General features: G+C 51.5%; 14 protein-coding genes. 11 read left to right on the top strand and 3 right to left on the bottom strand.

Annotated elements, in window-relative coordinates; genetic code table 11:
• Positions 1-18: 18 nt before the first annotated feature.
• The 9 genes from pdhA (at position 19) to CGZ75_RS07030 (ending at position 11,989) form a co-directional block, all read left to right on the top strand.
• Positions 19-1,095 (top strand): pyruvate dehydrogenase (acetyl-transferring) E1 component subunit alpha, encoded by a 1,077-nt coding sequence (pdhA, locus tag CGZ75_RS07070; RefSeq protein ID WP_176444711.1) that lies wholly within the window; start codon positions 19-21, stop codon positions 1,093-1,095.
• Positions 1,096-1,165: 70 nt separating this feature from the next.
• Entirely contained in the window at positions 1,166-2,143 is a 978-nt protein-coding gene (locus tag CGZ75_RS07065; protein WP_089523514.1) for an alpha-ketoacid dehydrogenase subunit beta, read from the top strand.
• A 138-nt stretch (positions 2,144-2,281) separates the two neighbouring features.
• Entirely contained in the window at positions 2,282-3,622 is a 1,341-nt protein-coding gene (locus CGZ75_RS07060; protein WP_089523513.1) for a dihydrolipoamide acetyltransferase family protein, read from the top strand.
• 4 nt (positions 3,623-3,626) lie between these two features.
• Positions 3,627-5,042, top strand: a complete 1,416-nt coding sequence (lpdA, locus tag CGZ75_RS07055; protein WP_089523512.1) for a dihydrolipoyl dehydrogenase — start codon at positions 3,627-3,629, stop codon at positions 5,040-5,042.
• 171 nt (positions 5,043-5,213) lie between these two features.
• Positions 5,214-6,008, top strand: a complete 795-nt coding sequence (locus CGZ75_RS07050; protein WP_089523511.1) for a thymidylate synthase — start codon at positions 5,214-5,216, stop codon at positions 6,006-6,008.
• Positions 6,005-6,514, top strand: a complete 510-nt coding sequence (locus CGZ75_RS07045) for a dihydrofolate reductase (RefSeq protein ID WP_089523510.1) — start codon at positions 6,005-6,007, stop codon at positions 6,512-6,514. Before CGZ75_RS07050 ends, CGZ75_RS07045 begins: the two co-directional genes overlap by 4 nt.
• A gap of 211 nt (positions 6,515-6,725) precedes the next feature.
• Positions 6,726-8,213 (top strand): glutamate synthase subunit beta, encoded by a 1,488-nt coding sequence (locus CGZ75_RS07040; RefSeq protein WP_089523509.1) that lies wholly within the window; start codon positions 6,726-6,728, stop codon positions 8,211-8,213.
• Between the two features lie 171 nt (positions 8,214-8,384).
• A complete protein-coding gene (locus CGZ75_RS07035; protein ID WP_089523508.1) occupies positions 8,385-9,560 on the top strand; it encodes a lysozyme family protein in 1,176 nt (391 codons plus the stop codon).
• A gap of 68 nt (positions 9,561-9,628) precedes the next feature.
• Entirely contained in the window at positions 9,629-11,989 is a 2,361-nt protein-coding gene (locus CGZ75_RS07030; RefSeq protein WP_089523507.1) for a type IA DNA topoisomerase, read from the top strand.
• Here CGZ75_RS07030 and CGZ75_RS07025 read toward each other — a convergent pair.
• Positions 11,950-13,776, bottom strand: coding sequence for an ABC transporter substrate-binding protein (locus tag CGZ75_RS07025; RefSeq protein WP_089523506.1), 1,827 nt, complete (start codon positions 13,774-13,776; stop codon positions 11,950-11,952). The two genes, CGZ75_RS07030 and CGZ75_RS07025, sit on opposite strands and share 40 nt — an antisense overlap.
• Before the next feature lie 191 nt (positions 13,777-13,967).
• On the opposite strand from CGZ75_RS07025, the gene CGZ75_RS07020 reads away from it, so the two are divergent.
• Complete coding sequence (locus tag CGZ75_RS07020; protein WP_089523505.1) at positions 13,968-14,159, top strand: hypothetical protein; 192 nt, start codon at positions 13,968-13,970, stop codon at positions 14,157-14,159.
• A 91-nt stretch (positions 14,160-14,250) separates the two neighbouring features.
• Here the strand turns inward: CGZ75_RS07020 and CGZ75_RS07015 are convergent, their stop codons facing one another.
• On the bottom strand, positions 14,251-15,003 hold the full coding sequence (locus CGZ75_RS07015) for an HAD family hydrolase (protein WP_245850734.1): 753 nt from the start codon (positions 15,001-15,003) through the stop codon (positions 14,251-14,253).
• Between the two features lie 99 nt (positions 15,004-15,102).
• On the bottom strand, positions 15,103-15,321 hold the full coding sequence (locus CGZ75_RS07010; RefSeq protein WP_089523504.1) for a hypothetical protein: 219 nt from the start codon (positions 15,319-15,321) through the stop codon (positions 15,103-15,105).
• A 180-nt stretch (positions 15,322-15,501) separates the two neighbouring features.
• Here CGZ75_RS07010 and CGZ75_RS07005 point away from each other — a divergent pair, with 180 nt between their 5' ends.
• Positions 15,502-16,224 carry a phosphonate ABC transporter ATP-binding protein gene (locus tag CGZ75_RS07005; protein WP_089523503.1) on the top strand — a complete coding sequence of 241 codons (723 nt, stop codon included), beginning with the start codon at positions 15,502-15,504 and terminating at the stop codon, positions 16,222-16,224.
• Positions 16,225-16,275: the final 51 nt, after the last annotated feature.

Genomic DNA, 16,275 nt, shown 5'->3' with positions numbered 1-16,275 from the left:
TCGAGGTGAACCTCTCTGATGAGCAAGCTGCTGAACAAGCATTCTTACGAAGTGCATAGCGAGGACGTAACGCCGCTTACGATTCTTTCTCCTGAAGGCGAAGTCGTTAATCCTGACCTTATGCCCAACCTCAGCGACGAACAGCTGAAGGAACTTATGTACCGCATGGTATTCACACGTACTTGGGATGAGCGCGCTGTAAACCTTGGCCGTCAAGGCCGTCTTGGTTTCTATGCGCCAGTATCTGGCCAAGAAGCATCGATGATCGGTAGCGAATTCGCACTGAACAAAGATGACTTCATTTGCCCAGGCTACCGCGACATGCCGCAGCTCGTTTGGCATGGCCTTCCAATGTATCAAGCATTCCTGTACTCCCGTGGTCATCAACATGGCGGCCAGATTCCAGAGGACGTACATGTGCTTATGCCACAAATTATCATCGGCGCGCAGATTCTGCATGCGACCGGCGTAGCAATGGCGTTCAAGAAGCGCGGCGAGAAGCGCGTAGCCATTACTTACACGGGTGACGGCGGTTCTTCCGAGGGTGACTTCTACGAAGGTCTGAACTTTGCTGGAGCTTACAAGCTGCCCGTTATCTACACCGTTCAGAACAACCGTTATGCAATCACAACTCCTTACGAGAAACAAACGGCTGCCCAATCGATCGCTCATAAAGCGCTTGCTGCTGGCATCAAAGGCATCCAAGTTGACGGTATGGACGTTTTGGCTGTTTACAAGGCTGTATTGGAAGCTGCAGAGCGCGGTCGCAACGGCGAAGGCGCTACACTGCTTGAGCTGCTTACGTACCGTTTCCGTCCGCACTCCATGGCCGATGACACGACCAAGTACCGCACCAAGGATGAAGAGGGCGAATGGTCCCTCAAGGATCCAATTATCCGCTTTGGCAAGTTCCTCGAGAAGAAGGGCCTTTGGAGCGAAGAAGACACAGCTCGCGTGAAAGACGAAGCAAAAGCTACTGTTAACGAAGCGATCAAAAAAGCGGAAGCAACTGAAAAAATGACGGTCGGCGGACTGATCGACTCGATGTTTGAACATACACCAGCTCATTTGGAAGAGCAAAAAGCCGATTTCTAATTTTTAAATCAAGCGATGGATGAGTCCGGAACGGCGGGGAGCCGTTCCCCTAAGGAGGAACCTGTTAATCATGGCTCAAATGAACATGTTGGAAGCAATTCGCGACGCTCTTCGCACTGAGCTGAAGCGGGATGAGAATGTAATGCTATTCGGCGAGGACGTTGGCCACACCGGCGGCGTTTTCCGCGTAACAGAAGGACTTCAAAAGGAATTCGGCGAGGATCGCGTATTCGATACGCCGCTTGCTGAGTCCGCTCTGGCGGGCATGGCAGTAGGCCTCGGTATTCAAGGTTTCCGCCCTGTTGCTGAGATCCAATTCGTAGGTTTTATTTATGAAGCAATGGACCAAATGTTCATTCAAGCAGCGCGTATGCGTTACCGTTCCGGCGGTCGCTACAATTCGCCGATCGTATTCCGTACACCTTTCGGCGGCGGCGTTAAAGCAGCTGAGCTTCACACGGATTCCCTGGAAGGCTTGGCTCTGCAAACGCCAGGCATCAAGGTTGTAATCCCGTCTAATCCATACGATGCAAAGGGCCTCATGATCGCAGCTATCCGCGACAATGATCCTGTATTCTTCATGGAGCATCTTAACCTGTACCGTGCTTTCCGCGCCGAAGTGCCGGAAGAAGAGTACACGATTCCGCTTGGCAAAGCCAATGTGGTACGTGAAGGTTCTGATGTAACGATCATTACCTACGGTATGATGGTTCATACTTCGGTTAAAGCAGCTGAAGAGCTTGAGAAAGAAGGCATCAAGGCGGAAGTTATCGACATCCGCACGCTGTTGCCGCTTGACATCGATACGATCGTTGAGTCCATCAAAAAGACCAACCGCGCTATCGTTGTGCAAGAAGCTCAAAAAACTTCCGGTGCTGCAGCTGAGATCATCGCCCAAATCAACGAGAAAGCGATTCTCCATCTGGAAGCTCCTGTACTTCGTGTAGCTGGACCCGATACGGTTTATCCTTTCGCGCAAGTTGAGGACCAATGGCTTCCATCTCCAGCTCGTGTTATCGCGAACGTGAAGAAAGTTTTGGAATTTTAAAGTGTACAGCGGAGCGTTCCTTGCTCCGCTTTCATCTATACCCCTGAAGCTGGCATCCGCTAGGAACAGGCCGGGCGCTTGGCGTTAAGGCTTGTCCCAGGAACAGCTCAGCTCTACATGCAAAAGGAGGTTCACCTCGTGGCAAAGTTTGAATACCGGTTCCCGGAACTGGGCGAAGGCCTTCATGAAGGCGAAATTATTAAAATGCATATCAAAGTCGGAGACAAAGTAACGGACGATGATATCATTATGGAAGTACAAAATGACAAGGCAGTAGTTGAGGTTCCTTGCCCAGTTAACGGTACGATTCTGGAAGTCCTCACGAAGGACGGCCAAGTATGCCATGTCGGCGACATCGTAGCGATTATTGACGCAGAAGGCGATCTGCCTGAAGGTGCGGCTCCAAGCGAAGATAGCGCGAAGGAAGTTGCTAAGGATGAGGCTCAAAATGTAGCTCCTGGCGCCGTGAAAGGCGATGCGGAGATTACAGCGAAAGATTCTGCTCCAGTAGCAGCTCAGCCGGCTGCAGCGCAAGGTTCCGCTAAGGGCCAAGTGCTGGCAACGCCAAGCATTCGCAAATTCGCTCGTGAAAAAGGCGTAGACATCACTGCCATTCAAGGCACCGGCAAAAACGGCCGCATTACCCGCGAGAACGTGGAACAGTTCGCAGCTGGCGGCGGTGCATCCGCTCCGGAAGCAGCAGCTGACAATGCAACTACAGCAGCTAAGGGAGCAGGCGAAGCTAAAGCAGCTCCTGTTACATCCCAAGGTGGCGACCGTCCTGAAGAGCGCCTGCCGTTCAAAGGTATCCGCAAAATCATTTCCAACGCTATGGCGAAATCCGTTTACACCGCTCCTCACGTAACACTGATGGACGAAGTGGACGTAACCGCACTCGTTGAGCTACGCAAAAAAGCCAAGCCTGTCGCTGAGAAAAAAGGCGTTAAGCTGACTTACCTGCCATTCATCGTTAAGGCTCTCGTAGCTGCAGTCCGCGAGTTCCCGATCATGAACAGCATGCTAGACGAAGAAGCTCAAGAAATCGTGCTTCGCAAGTACTACAACATCGGTATTGCTACCGATACCGACAACGGTTTGATCGTTCCAGTTATCGAGCATGCTGACCGCAAAAACGTTTGGACGATCGCTGACAGCATTCGTGACCTCGCTCTTCGCGGCCGTGACGGCAAGCTCTCCGGTGCTGAGCTCAAAGGCAGCACGATTACGATTACGAACATTGGCTCCGCTGGCGGCATGTTCTTCACGCCAGTAATCAACTTCCCTGAAGTGGCAATCCTTGGCGTAGGACGCATCTCCGATAAGCCAGTTGTCAAAAACGGCGAAATCGTAGCAGCTTCCGTAATGGCTCTGTCCCTCAGCTTCGACCACCGTCTCATCGATGGCGCGACGGCTCAGAATTTCCTGAACTACATTAAGCAGCTTTTGGCAGACCCACAGCTGCTCATCATGGAGGTATAAGCTCATGGTAGTAGGAGACGCATCTCTCGATATTGATACACTGGTAATTGGCGCCGGACCTGGCGGATATGTGGCAGCGATTCGCGCTGCCCAACTCGGCCAAAGCGTGCTTTGCGTGGAGAAAGAATATGTTGGCGGCGTTTGCCTCAACGTAGGTTGTATTCCTTCCAAAGCTCTGATCTCGGCTTCTCATCAATTCGACAACGTCAGCCACGCTGAAGCTATCGGCATCACCGCTAGCGACGTGAAAGTCGACTGGAACAAAATCCAGGAGTTCAAAGGCGGAGTCGTTAAGAAGCTTACTGGCGGCGTTGCCAGCTTGCTCAAAGCGAACAAGATCCAGTACTTCGCTGGTGAAGTTATGTTCATCAACGAAAACGAAGCTCGTGTATTCAACGACCAGGAAGCTCCGCGCTACCGGTTCAAGAACTGCATTATCGCGACGGGTTCCCGTCCGATCGAGCTGAAAGCTTTCCCGTTTGGCGGACGTATCATTTCCTCCACCGGTGCATTGTCTCTGCCTGAAATTCCGAAAAGCCTGGCCGTTATCGGCGGTGGCTACATCGGCGTCGAGCTGAGCCAAATGTACAGCAAATTCGGCACAAAAGTAACGATCATCGAAGGTCTGGACTCCATCCTGGCTGGATTTGATAAAGATATGTCCCAACTCGTAGCGAAGAAACTCAAAGCAAAAGGCGCTGAGATTATTACTGGCGCTCAAGCAAAAGGTGCTGAGCAGACGGATAAGGACGTTACGGTTACGTACATGGTTGGCGACAAGGAAGAGAAAGTTACTGCAGACTATCTGCTCGTAACGGTCGGCCGTCGTCCAAACACGGACGGAGAGCTTGGTCTTGATCTGATCAACATCAAAATGACCGATCGTGGACTGATTGAAGTCAACGATGAAGGCCGCACAAGCATTCCTCATATCTTTGCTATCGGCGACATCGTTCCAGGACCTGCGCTTGCACATAAGGCTATGTACGAAGGTCGCGTTGCGGCTGAAGTTATTGCTGGCGAACCAAGCAAAGTGGACTACAAATGTATGCCTGCTGTTTGCTTCTCCGATCCGGAGTGCGCAAGCGTTGGCTTGACCGAAAAAGAAGCAAAAGAGAAAGGCTACAACGTTAAAGTTGGCAAATTCCCATTTGCCGCTAACGGACGCGCCCTATCTCTGAACGCTGCTGAAGGCTTCGTGAAGCTCGTTGCAGACAAAGATTCCGGTTTGGTACTTGGCGCTCATATCGCCGGTATCGAAGCTTCCAATATGATCGCTGAGCTTGGTCTGGCGATCGAGATGGGCGCTACGCTGGAGGATATTGCTCTGACGATCCACGCGCATCCAACACTCGGCGAAATTACGCTTGATGCGGCTGAAGTGGCGCTTGGCCATCCGATCCATACGTTCGTAAAATAAGATAACTTCTGGAGGAGCCGGCACTTGCCAAGTGCCGGCTTTTTCGTACTTATTTGACAAGAATACATAATTTCGCGGTAGTAATATCTTATTTCCCCCGTATACGAAGGAGACAAATTAGCCTTCGGGATGTTAAAATACTTCTTATAGATAGTGGCTAGGGGGTTCGAAATGAACAATTACTTGGAACTTTTACAGGATATTCTTGACAACGGCACGGAGCGTTCCGATCGAACCGGCACCGGCACCATTTCTGTATTCGGAAGACAGCTTCGATTCGATCTGGCCAAAGGATTTCCTTTGGTCACAACGAAGCGGGTTCATGTCAAATCGATCATTCACGAGCTGCTTTGGTTTTTGAGCGGAGATACGAACATTAAGTACCTTCAAGAGAATGGTGTTCGGATATGGAATGAATGGGCGGATGAGAACGGAGACCTTGGGCCGGTATATGGCTCCCAGTGGCGAGCTTGGGAGGACAAAAACGGCAGTACGCATGATCAGATTGCGGCCGTTATTGATTCGATCCGTAACAATCCGGATTCCCGCAGACATATGGTCAGTGCCTGGAATGTGGGCGAGATTGGTGGGATGAAGCTTCCTCCTTGTCACTTTGTGTTCCAATTCCAGGTGAGCGGCGGACGTCTGAACTGTATGTTTACGATGCGTTCCTCCGATACTTTCCTCGGCTTGCCGTTCAATGTTGCTCAGTACGCCATGCTGACGCATATGATTGCGCAGCAATGCGATCTGGAGCCTGGAGAGCTGATCTACTCCGGAGGAGATGTGCATATTTATACGAATCATCTGGAGCAGGTTAAGCTGCAGTTAACACGGGAGCCATACCCGCTGCCGAGACTTGTGCTGAATCGCAGACCAGATTCCATTTTTGACTACCGTTTCGAAGACTTTGAGGTCGTCGGCTATGAACATCATCCTACGATTAAAGCCGAGGTATCGGTATGAGTGTGACGATGATTGCTTGCATGGACCGGGATCGCCTGATCGGGAAGGGCAATGATCTGCCGTGGAAGCTTCCGGAAGATATGCGCTTTTTCAAAAATCAAACGCTGGGCACAGCCGTACTAATGGGGCGGAAGACGTTCCAATCCTTTGGCAGCCGACCACTCAAGGGACGTCGCAATTTGCTGCTTTCTCGCAGCGAGATTGAGCTTCCTGAAGGCGTGGAGCTTTTTCATACGGTTGAGAAAGCACTGGAAGCAGTACCATCTGACTCGGAGCTTATGGTTATCGGAGGCGAGCAGATTTACCGCCTTATGATGCAGCATGCGGACAGGCTTCTGCTGACGGAGGTTAATTTCTCTTATGGCGGGGGAGATGCTTATTTCCCTGAATTTTCGCCGGAAGAGTGGAAGCTCGTGGAGTCTGTTCCTGGGCAAGAGACAGGATCGCAGGGGGAGACATACACTTTCAATACGTATCAGCGGAAGTCACAGGCTCGCCAATTGTAATCTCTATGCTGCTTTTATGCGACAAAGTGCAAATGATTGTACGCATACTCCATTAAGCACACTTGGAAAGAATGCTACGATGTTGTACAAAGTATTCGCCGGCATGCAAGTTTATGTAATGAATCGAATCGGTTTGGTCAAGTGTCCTAGCACACATACACATACAGATAACAGATGAACACGGGACTAATGGATGGAGGAATGGGGAAAGATGTCGACACCAACTGGTTTTATGGAATATAAGCGTGAGCTGCCGACTGATCGCAGTCCGCTAGAGAGAATCAAGGATTGGGATGAATTCCACAAGCATTTGCCCGATGATCAGCTGCGTACGCAAGGCTCGCGCTGCATGGACTGCGGCACGCCTTATTGCCATACGGGAATGGAAATCGCGGGAGCTGCTTCCGGCTGTCCGGTGAACAACTTGATTCCAGAGTGGAACAATTTGATCTACCGTGGTCTCTGGCGTGAAGCGCTTGAGCGCCTGCACAAAACGAATAATTTCCCTGAATTCACGGGTCGCGTCTGTCCGGCGCCTTGCGAAGGTTCCTGTACAGTTGGGCTGATCGGCGATTCCGTTACAATTAAGACGATTGAGCAAGCGATTATTGATCGCGGCTTCGACGAGGGCTGGGTCGTACCTCAGCCTCCTAAGATGCGTACGGGTAAAAAGATAGCCGTAGTCGGCTCCGGCCCAGCTGGCATGGCTTGTGCGGCTCAGCTGAACAAAGCTGGCCATACGGTAACCGTATATGAGCGTGCGGATCGGATTGGTGGCTTGCTCACTTACGGCATCCCGACGATGAAGCTGGACAAAGGAGTCGTTCAGCGCCGTGTAGACCTGATGGAAGCGGAAGGCGTCGACTTCGTACCGAATACGGAGATTGGCAAAGACATCGGAGCAGAAGAGCTTCTAGAGGGTTTTGACGCAATCGTGCTGTGCGGTGGCGCGACCAAAGCTCGCGGCGTAGACATTGAAGGCTCTAAGCTTGAGGGCGTTCATATGGCGATGGATTACCTTAACGGAACGATTAAGAGCTACCTGGACTCTGGCCTGGAGGATGGCAACTATATTTCCGCCAAGGACAAGGATGTTATCGTCATCGGCGGCGGTGACACCGGTACTGACTGCGTTGCTACGGCGCTGCGTCATGGCTGCAAGTCCGTGACCCAGTTCGGTACGCATGCGAAGGCTCCGCTGCAGCGTGATTCGCTCACGAATCCATGGCCGGAATTCCCGAACGTTTATACGCTTGATTACGCCCATGAAGAAGCTAAGGCGGTATACGGCGAAGATCCACGGGCATTCTCTGTGCTGACGAAGAAGTTCGTCGGTGACGAGAACGGCAAGCTGAAGGAGCTCCATACCGTGCAGATCGAGCGTACGGTTGATGAGACCGGAAGAAAGATCTACAAAGAGCTTCCAGGCACCGAAAAAGTATGGCCGGCTGATCTCGTTTTCATCGCGGTTGGGTTCGAAGGACCAGAAAAAACGCTTGTTGATGCCTTCAAGGTGGAGCAAGATCGGCGTACAAATGTCAAAGCTCGCTACGGCAAGTACGTCACGAGCGTTGATAAAGTGTTTGCAGCTGGCGATATCCGTCGCGGCCAAAGTCTCGTCGTTTGGGCGATCAACGAAGGTCGTGAAGCTGCTCGCGAGGTCGACAAATATCTGATGGGCAGCAGCATGCTCCCTTAAGAATAACTAGGCGCCTGCTCACCAGGCGCTTTTTCCTTTTTAAGAAAGTTCTGGATGTATTGGTTCATACTGACGGTTTATCCAATATCTTAAGCTCTCCACTATCACTTGATATGGTACAATAGGCCTATTGCCTATTCCCAATAAGGATAGATAAAGGAGAGATTGCTCGTGAAAAGCACCGAAGGCGCCTCAATTCTCACGCCTGCGGATATTCACCATATCAGAACCTTTATTGACGATAAATACCCTGATAAACCGCAAAGTGAGAAAAGCGAAATTGTTGCCGATGCCATTCGGCGTATTATCAATCAGCATTTACCGGACTTTGCCGAAACCGTTAAAAAAGAATTGACCTCGCGCCTTGTACGTAAAAAGCTGCTTGGCAGCGTTGGAACTGTTCATACGGGGCATATTTTTGAAGCATGCCTTGACCTCGATATTCGTGATCAAAGAATTGTCCGGCCGCTTCGCAGCTGGGTCGAGCGCAAGTTGGATGTTTCAGTAGAAGACCGTGAATTTCAGCGTGTATTGCGACTGGTGAACTCTAATGATCAGCAAACTCCGCTCGATGCCGTTGCACGTGAGCTGAATGCCCCTGTTGCTGCCGCTGAGCCACAAGCTTCATCCTCCCTTGAAAAGGGGGATACGGCTTCTCTGTTGAGCGGTATGCCAAGCACACGGATTCTGCTGTCTGCCGTGTTCGCCATCTTGCTTTTGGGTGGTTTACTGGTGTATATTTGGTCTCTTGTCCATAAAAGCAATGGAGCAGGTACGATGCCAATCGTGTCGGCTTCAGCTCTGGAACAGCAGGCTGCTGCCGGAGTCAAGAGCCAAGCATCCGGAGCTCCTGGTAAGGAAGCAGCTGCTGCAGCCACTGAACCTGGAAAGAAAGCAACACCAACTTTTAAAAATGAGCTCCCGAAGTCATTGCAATATTCCGATATTCAATATGAGGAATTGAAAGCTTTCCTAGAAAGCCGATCTTCGATGTTGGCCGAGCCTAAGTATATGGATGCCATTATTAAAGCTGCGCGCCATTATAACATCGATCCGCTGCTGCTGTTTGCCATTACTGGGCAGGAACAGAGCTTTGTGCCGGAAGATCACGATCGCGCCAAAGAGATGGCTAATAATCCGTTCAATGTATATTACAGTTGGCAGAGCTTCAATACGACCATTGAGGAATCTTCCATGATCGCCGCCAAAACGGTGGTCAATCTCAGCAAAAACCGTCCGGGAGATCAGGATCCGATTAATTGGATCAACCGCAAATATGCCGAGGACCAGAACTGGTCCGTAGGTGTGAATGATATTCTGGACATGCTGGAGGATATTGCTGCCTGAGCCTTGGCTCGGCAGCCTTCCTCCCTTTGCTGTAAAATTCCTCCTTGGATTAGAGAGGAGTCGGTTGATTGAAGACACTCATTATTGCCGAAAAACCGGATATGGGACGGACAATTGCCGCCGTCATGGAGCCTAGAGCAACGAACCGCCGCACTCATCTTGAGGGCGAGCGGTTTATTGTTACTTGGGCCATCGGTCATCTAGTCGGTCTTGCCGAGCCGGATGATTATGATCCTAAGTACAAAAAGTGGCAAGACGCCGACTTGCCGATTATACCGGATAACTTCAAGCTATCCCCGAATCCTCGTACGAAGGATCAGCTCAAGGTCATTGGAGAGCTTGCACGCAAATGCGAACGGATCGTCAATGCCTGTGATGCCGGGCGGGAAGGGCAGCTTATTTTTCATCTCATCCGTCGGCATCTGAAGCTGAGTCAGCCCGTTGATCGGTTATGGATATCCGACTTGACGCCGGAGACGATTCGCAGGGGCTTTCAGCAGCTGGCAAGCGATGAAAAATACGCTCCACTTACGAGGGCGGCACAAGCGCGAAGCGAAGCGGACTGGTTGATCGGTATGAACGCATCTCGTGCTTTTACGATTCGCCATCGCACGTTATTGTCGGTTGGCCGGGTGCAAACGCCTGTTTTGGCGCTGCTTTACGACCGCTATAAAGAGATTGAGGCGTTCCAGTCCGAAACCTATTACCGGATCGAAGCTCAATTCCACCAGAAGACGGTTAAGTACAAGGGAATCTGGCAAGGAGAGAGGCTGACGGATGGAGCGAAAGCTCAGGCGCTAGCTGAAAAGGTGAAAGGGAAAAAAGGGCGCATTTCCCGTTATGACATCGTCGAGTCGAAGGAGTATCCTTATCGGCTTCATGACCTGACGCTGCTGCAGCGTGAAGCGAACGGTCGTTATGGCTTCCCTGCCAAAAAAACGCTTGATGTAGCGCAGGCTCTTTATGAGAAACATAAAGTTATTACATACCCAAGAACAAGCTCCAATTACGTGACCGAGGAAACGGTTCCGGTAATGGCCAAAGCACTAGATATGCTGCGTGGTACGGAGTATGCCGAGCTGGCGGTCGGAGCGGATCGCTCCAAGGTGCATAAGGGCAATAAGGCTGTGTGCAACCCGTCCAAGGTCGAGGACCATCATGCGATTTTGCCGACACCAAAAAAGCCAGGCTCACTGAACGCGGATGAAAAGAAAATTTATGATCTTATTGTGCGCCGCTTTTTATCCCATTATTACGGTCCGGCTGTGTACCGCAACCACACCGTGCTGACGGAAGTGGAGGAGGAAACTTTTCGTACACGGGTTAAGCAGTTGCTTGATCCAGGCTGGAAAGTGACGCAAGGCCAAGCGGACAATGAAGAGAGTAAAAAGAGCCGAGGCAAAGCAAAGAAAAACGGCGACGAAGAAGAAGAGGACGAGCAACTGCTCATTGATGGTGAATTCACTGTTGACGCCGAGGCTCCGGTGCTTTGCAAAGGGGCAAAAGCGGAAGAGAAGGCGACGCAGCCTCCTAAGGCTTTTACGGAAGGAACTCTGCTCAAGGCGATGGAAAGCGCAGGCAAGTCCATGGAAGACGAGGAGCTGCGTGAGACGATGCGAGACAGCGGTCTTGGCACTCCGGCGACACGAGCAGCGACGATCGAGAGGTTGAAGCAGGTTGGGTATATCGTGGCCGTAGGCAAAAAGCTCGAAGTTGAGCCCAAGGGCATTGCCGCAATCGAGTTGATTCGCGGGGCTGGCGTTAAGCTGCTGGCTTCTCCGGTCATGACCGGCCAATGGGAGCGGAGATTGGTGCAGATTGCCCGGGATGAAGCCTCCCATGAGACATTCATCGATAAGGTGAAGCAGTTCGCGAAGTTGATTGTTGAAAAGGTTCGGGAGCAGGCTCCAGCGCCAGCCGGTACTTTTCAGGAGCAAGAGCGCGGCAACGGCCGCCAGGGCGCTCGTAAAGGGACTACTCGTCCTGCTGCTGGCCGGGCGGCAAAAGGCGCGACAGATGCTGCGAAGGGTACGGCCGCGTCTAAAGGCGCAGGCAGCAGCCGAGCTGCGGCCGCAGCTGGCAAAGCGATTCGATCCGCGGCGGCAAACGGTAAAGGTGCTGCTGATAGCCAAGGCTCGACAACCGGCTTGAAAGTGCTGGGTCGATGTCCTCAGCCCGGCTGCAGCGGCGCGATAGTTGAAGGTAAGCGGGGCTACGGCTGCTCACAATTCAAAGAAGGCTGCCGCTTCGTCATTTGGAAGGAGCAGCATGGTAAGAAGATCAGCTTAGCGATGCTTCAATCGCTGCTCCAAAAGAGACAGACAAGCCTTCTTACGTTCACGAACGAGAGAGGGGCCGCCGTGAAAGGAAGATTGCAGCTTGAGCTTCCTTACAACGGGGAGCTCAGACTTGTCACTGCCGATTCCTGAGCATCGGATACGAGCCATATGTCTTTGAAATCCATCCATCCCAGCTTATTGATATCGATTCCGCGTACAGAAGGATGCACATAAGTGCTGATTGTCCGATGGATCAGCGTAGTAACCTGATGTTCGTCCAGCAAGCGTTGCTCGATTTGGCGGAGCAGAGAGCGTCTCTCCTCCGATGTTTCGGCAGAAAAGAGCAGATCGAGAATCCGCCTTACCCAGACAGCCAGAGCGTTATCGGTATGCTGGCGTACATAGCTGGAATCCTGCAAGTAGATTTCAAGCTCGCAAACTTCATCTTCAGCGAAAACCAGATGTAGTAGAATACAATCGGCTTCCATCACTAGATCAGGGGGATATACCGCTTGCTGCTGCTCGCATCGAATCTCTACCGGGACGCCGATTTCTGCGCAGCGCGCCTTAATCCATTTGGCATCACGAAGCTGCATGGGGCCAGTAAGCAGCTTGATCGGCGTGCCGTCATATCCGCATTCCTCCAGCAGCCGGATGGCCGTGTCAGGCTCGTATCGCTCTAATGCGGGATGCTGATGGGTTTTAGGCATATAGCTGCGAGCCGGATAACAGTGATCACCGCTCATTCGGCTCATTCCTTGACGGTCGATGGCCAGATCAATCGCTTGCCGGAAGGCGACTGATTGCTGCGGGCCGGACTTCCGGCGATTCCAGGACAACAGGCTGCAGCCATGATTAATGGTCTGAATCTTTCCCCAGCTCTGCTCTGGTCGAACCGCCATACGGGTGTCACTCGCCATGATCTGCCCCCATTTCTGGCGTGTTTCCGCGGGAATATCTTCTGGCATCACAGCAATTTGCACCTCATCCAGGTAAGCGCGTCCTTGAAAATAGGCCTCATGGACGACCAGGTCCATACGTTCGGCTGTCCAGCGATTGAGGCGGAATGGCCCTGTACCCGAAGGCAGCTGCCAATAACGCTCGGGATCGTCCTGCAATAAGTCTGCGGGCAGGATGGAGGCGACGGCAGAGCATAACAGTCTAGGCAGTAGACGGTTTGGCTGGCGCAGCGAGATCCGTACGGTGCGGCTGTCTATCGCGGTTACCGCGACCATCGTTTCAAGCAAGAAGCGGTTCGGCTGCCCGTCTGCGAGCCTTTGCAGCGTAAAACATACATCCTCTGAGGTCATTTCCTTGCCGTGATGAAACTTGACCCCTTTGCGCAGATGGAAGGTCCAGACACGGGCATCCTCGCTGCTCTCCCAATTATGGGCCAGCGCAGGTACGATCTTGTCTTCCCGCGCGTCGAAGCCGAGCAGTCGATCGAAAATTTGATGGATCAGATGAGAGTCGAACGAGAAGAACAGCCGTGCAGGATCGAGGGATACGGGAGGGCGATAAACAGGGAGGCGGAAAATATCCCGCTGCGCCTGCATGCCATCAACAAGCCGATCAGAACCAAAGTGGCCGTTAAGAAAATCAACAAAGCGATCGCGTGCTGAGGTGCGGTCACCGTGGTGTTGCATTAGCTGGAACGCCTTCTGATAATCCCCTTCAGACGCCATTAACTTGGCGGTATCAAGCAGGAATTGTTCTCTGCTCGTACAGAACTCGATGCGGGAGCGGATGCCGCGGCCACGGCCGGCATGCCATATGATCCAGCCTTCATCTTCCAGCTTGCGAATAATCAGCTTGACGTTTCGTTCCGTACAATGGAATAGCCCTGCCAGCTCTTCCAAAGTTGCTTCTACCTCGGTATCGCGGTCAAGAATTCGATAATGGTTCAACAGTAACAAAAATCGTTCTGCACTCAGCACTGCGGTTCATTTCTCCTTTTATGCTGCCGTTTTCAGAGGGACAAGCTGTAAAAAGTGGAAGGAAGCGTTTTCCAGTCCAGAAAAGAGGAAGCTATCTTTTATTATTGTACACTTTTTGTTCCTGTTATGTCATGAGATACTTCTTGTAGGGCCGGAACACCAAACTTACGACCCGCAAGGAGAGAAAAACAATGTACGAAACAATTTTCAGGCATGAGATGGATATTCGTTACTACCATCAAAACAACACGCAGGAGAGTTATTTATCTGCCGTGAACAAAAAAAGCCCGCAAGCTAATTCTTCCGATTATTTAGGCGGAGCAAGTCGCCAAATATGGAAACCGCTGCATGCTATAGTTCTGTTCACGGGACTCAGAAAATGAGGGGCCGACCGCAAGCGAAGCTGAGCAATAAGCAAAGGGCATGAGAGGAACCGGTAATCCGGAACCACTCATGCCCTTTGCTTATTTTGAATCAGGGGAGCTGCTGACGATAGTTGTCTATACCAGAGGGAACGTCGCGCAGATGCTGCAACTGCAGAAACGCCCCCTTAGGCTCCACTTCAATATGGATAATATTGTACAGCCATTCCGTCTTGGCTTCCACGTGAATGGCATGAATGCCGGCCGTTAGAGCTGGAACAACATCAGTACGAATGGAATTGCCAATCATCCACGTATTGGCGCGATCAAATCCGCCATCTATTAGAATCTGTTCCAGTGCTTCGGTGTTTTTATGCTGGCGGATGTAAATTCGCTCTCCAAAAAACCGCTGCAGCTGTAGGCGATCTACCTTGCGCTGCTGAATCAAAGGCTCACCGCCTGTATAGAGATGCAGCTCATGACCCGCTGCCAGAAGTGTCTCCAATGTCTGCTCCATGTCGGGATAGGGCTCCGCCTCTTGCTCGTACACGCTCTGGCCCATGCTCCACAACAGGTCGATTTCATTGGAGTCCTCGCTGCGACCAGTAAGGCGGCTGAAATCAATATACGTGTCCAAGAAGGATTGTGGAAAGTGGTCGCTCATAAATCCACTGGCTTGAACGCCGGCAATATCGATTTCACTCTGTTTCTGGCGGATGACGCCTTCAGTTAGATCGGGATAAGACGCGAACCAGACGAGCATTGCATCGACGAACTGATCAATGACCAGGTTGAAATATTTATTGCAATGTATAAGGGTATCATCTAGATCGAATAGGATGGTTTGCGGGATCGGTGTGGTCATTGCGGTAATATCTCCTCTGGATAGACTGGATGGGGTCAAGACTTCCTTCAATCTACCTTAAAGAAGGAACGTCAGTCAATTCAGGAGATGGTAGGCCGATCAGGCGTAGCGCTGCGATTTGGCAGCAAGATCCCTCTTGATGAAAGCAATGCGTTGTCGTACGTAGAAGTCGCGGCTCTCGCCCTTGAGCTCGGAAGGGGTGAGCGCGGATTGAGAGTCATTGTCGATAATCGCAAGACGGCCATCATCATAAAACTTGAAGGTCAGATCACGGTAGGGACGATGGCGCTCAATGAATCGAAAGTGGTTGCAGTTCATTTCGATCACACTCCTGATTAAGAGTAGATAGTAGAACATCTGTTCTATTTTTATTATAGCAAACATTTGTTCGTGTGGAAAGAGTTTTTTGTTTACCGTACACTGGTAAGATAGGGAATCGACAACGATTGCCGGACCGGGGTTATGTGCCGGACGGCCAGAAGGAGCGCAGCAGCAGCCATGATCCATATCGCACATCTGAAAAAACAGATTCCAGCGGGACCAACGGTCCTTGATGATATTAGCTTCCGCGCAGATGACGGGGAGTTCATCGCAATCAAGGGCGCAAGCGGCAGCGGCAAATCGATGCTGCTCAAATGCCTCGCACTGCAAGAGAGCTGGACTTCCGGAACGTACAAAGTAGACGGAAAAGAAGTGTCCACAACTGGGCTAGGCCGTTACCGAATCCGCAAAGAAATAACATTGATCGAGGAGAAGGCGTCTCTGAATCTGAGGCGGACCGCTCTGAAAAACGTGTTGATCGGCTCTGCGGCGCAAGCTTCGATATTCCGCCGTGTAACCGGGATGGTGCGCAGTGACGACTACATGGGTGCAATGGACATGCTTGAGAAGCTCGGCTTGTTGGACAAGGCCCATAACAAGGCGGACCAACTTAGCGGGGGAGAACGCCAGCGCGTAGCTATTGCCCGGGCATTAGTGCATGGCGCAAAGGTATTGCTGGCAGATGAGCCTGTCTCAGGACTTGATCCCCATGCTGCGGATAAGGTGCTTGGAGATCTCAAGCAGCTATGTAAACAGCAAGGCCTAATCGTTATAGCGGTTATGCATCAGGGCGACTGGGCAGAACGATATGCAGACCGGATCATCGGCCTTAATGCCGGTAAGCAGGTACTGCAGGTTAGTGGACGTAGACTTACCGAGCGCGAAAAAATGTTGCTTTAACGGATAACGGCATGATTCCCCAACCTGACCGCATACAATCGGGTAGACCGA

The organism is Paenibacillus herberti (assembly GCF_002233675.1).
Taxonomy (GTDB): domain Bacteria; phylum Bacillota; class Bacilli; order Paenibacillales; family Paenibacillaceae; genus Paenibacillus_O; species Paenibacillus_O herberti.
The sequence above is the reverse complement of the archived record's forward strand: the minus strand, read 5'-3'. Positions and strand labels throughout refer to the sequence as shown.

Excerpts from the sequence above, each read along its gene's own strand:
- pdhA (WP_176444711.1), top strand. The coding sequence starts at position 19 with ATGAGCAAGCTGCTGAACAAGCATTCTTACGAAGTGCATAGCGAGGAC.
- CGZ75_RS07065 (WP_089523514.1), top strand. The coding sequence starts at position 1,166 with ATGGCTCAAATGAACATGTTGGAAGCAATTCGCGACGCTCTTCGCACT.
- lpdA (WP_089523512.1), top strand. The coding sequence starts at position 3,627 with ATGGTAGTAGGAGACGCATCTCTCGATATTGATACACTGGTAATTGGC.
- CGZ75_RS07050 (WP_089523511.1), top strand. The coding sequence starts at position 5,214 with ATGAACAATTACTTGGAACTTTTACAGGATATTCTTGACAACGGCACG.
- CGZ75_RS07045 (WP_089523510.1), top strand. The coding sequence starts at position 6,005 with ATGAGTGTGACGATGATTGCTTGCATGGACCGGGATCGCCTGATCGGG.
- CGZ75_RS07040 (WP_089523509.1), top strand. The coding sequence starts at position 6,726 with ATGTCGACACCAACTGGTTTTATGGAATATAAGCGTGAGCTGCCGACT.
- CGZ75_RS07020 (WP_089523505.1), top strand. The coding sequence starts at position 13,968 with ATGTACGAAACAATTTTCAGGCATGAGATGGATATTCGTTACTACCAT.
- CGZ75_RS07015 (WP_245850734.1), bottom strand. The coding sequence starts at position 15,003 with ATGACCACACCGATCCCGCAAACCATCCTATTCGATCTAGATGATACC.
- CGZ75_RS07010 (WP_089523504.1), bottom strand. The coding sequence starts at position 15,321 with ATGAACTGCAACCACTTTCGATTCATTGAGCGCCATCGTCCCTACCGT.
- CGZ75_RS07005 (WP_089523503.1), top strand. The coding sequence starts at position 15,502 with ATGATCCATATCGCACATCTGAAAAAACAGATTCCAGCGGGACCAACG.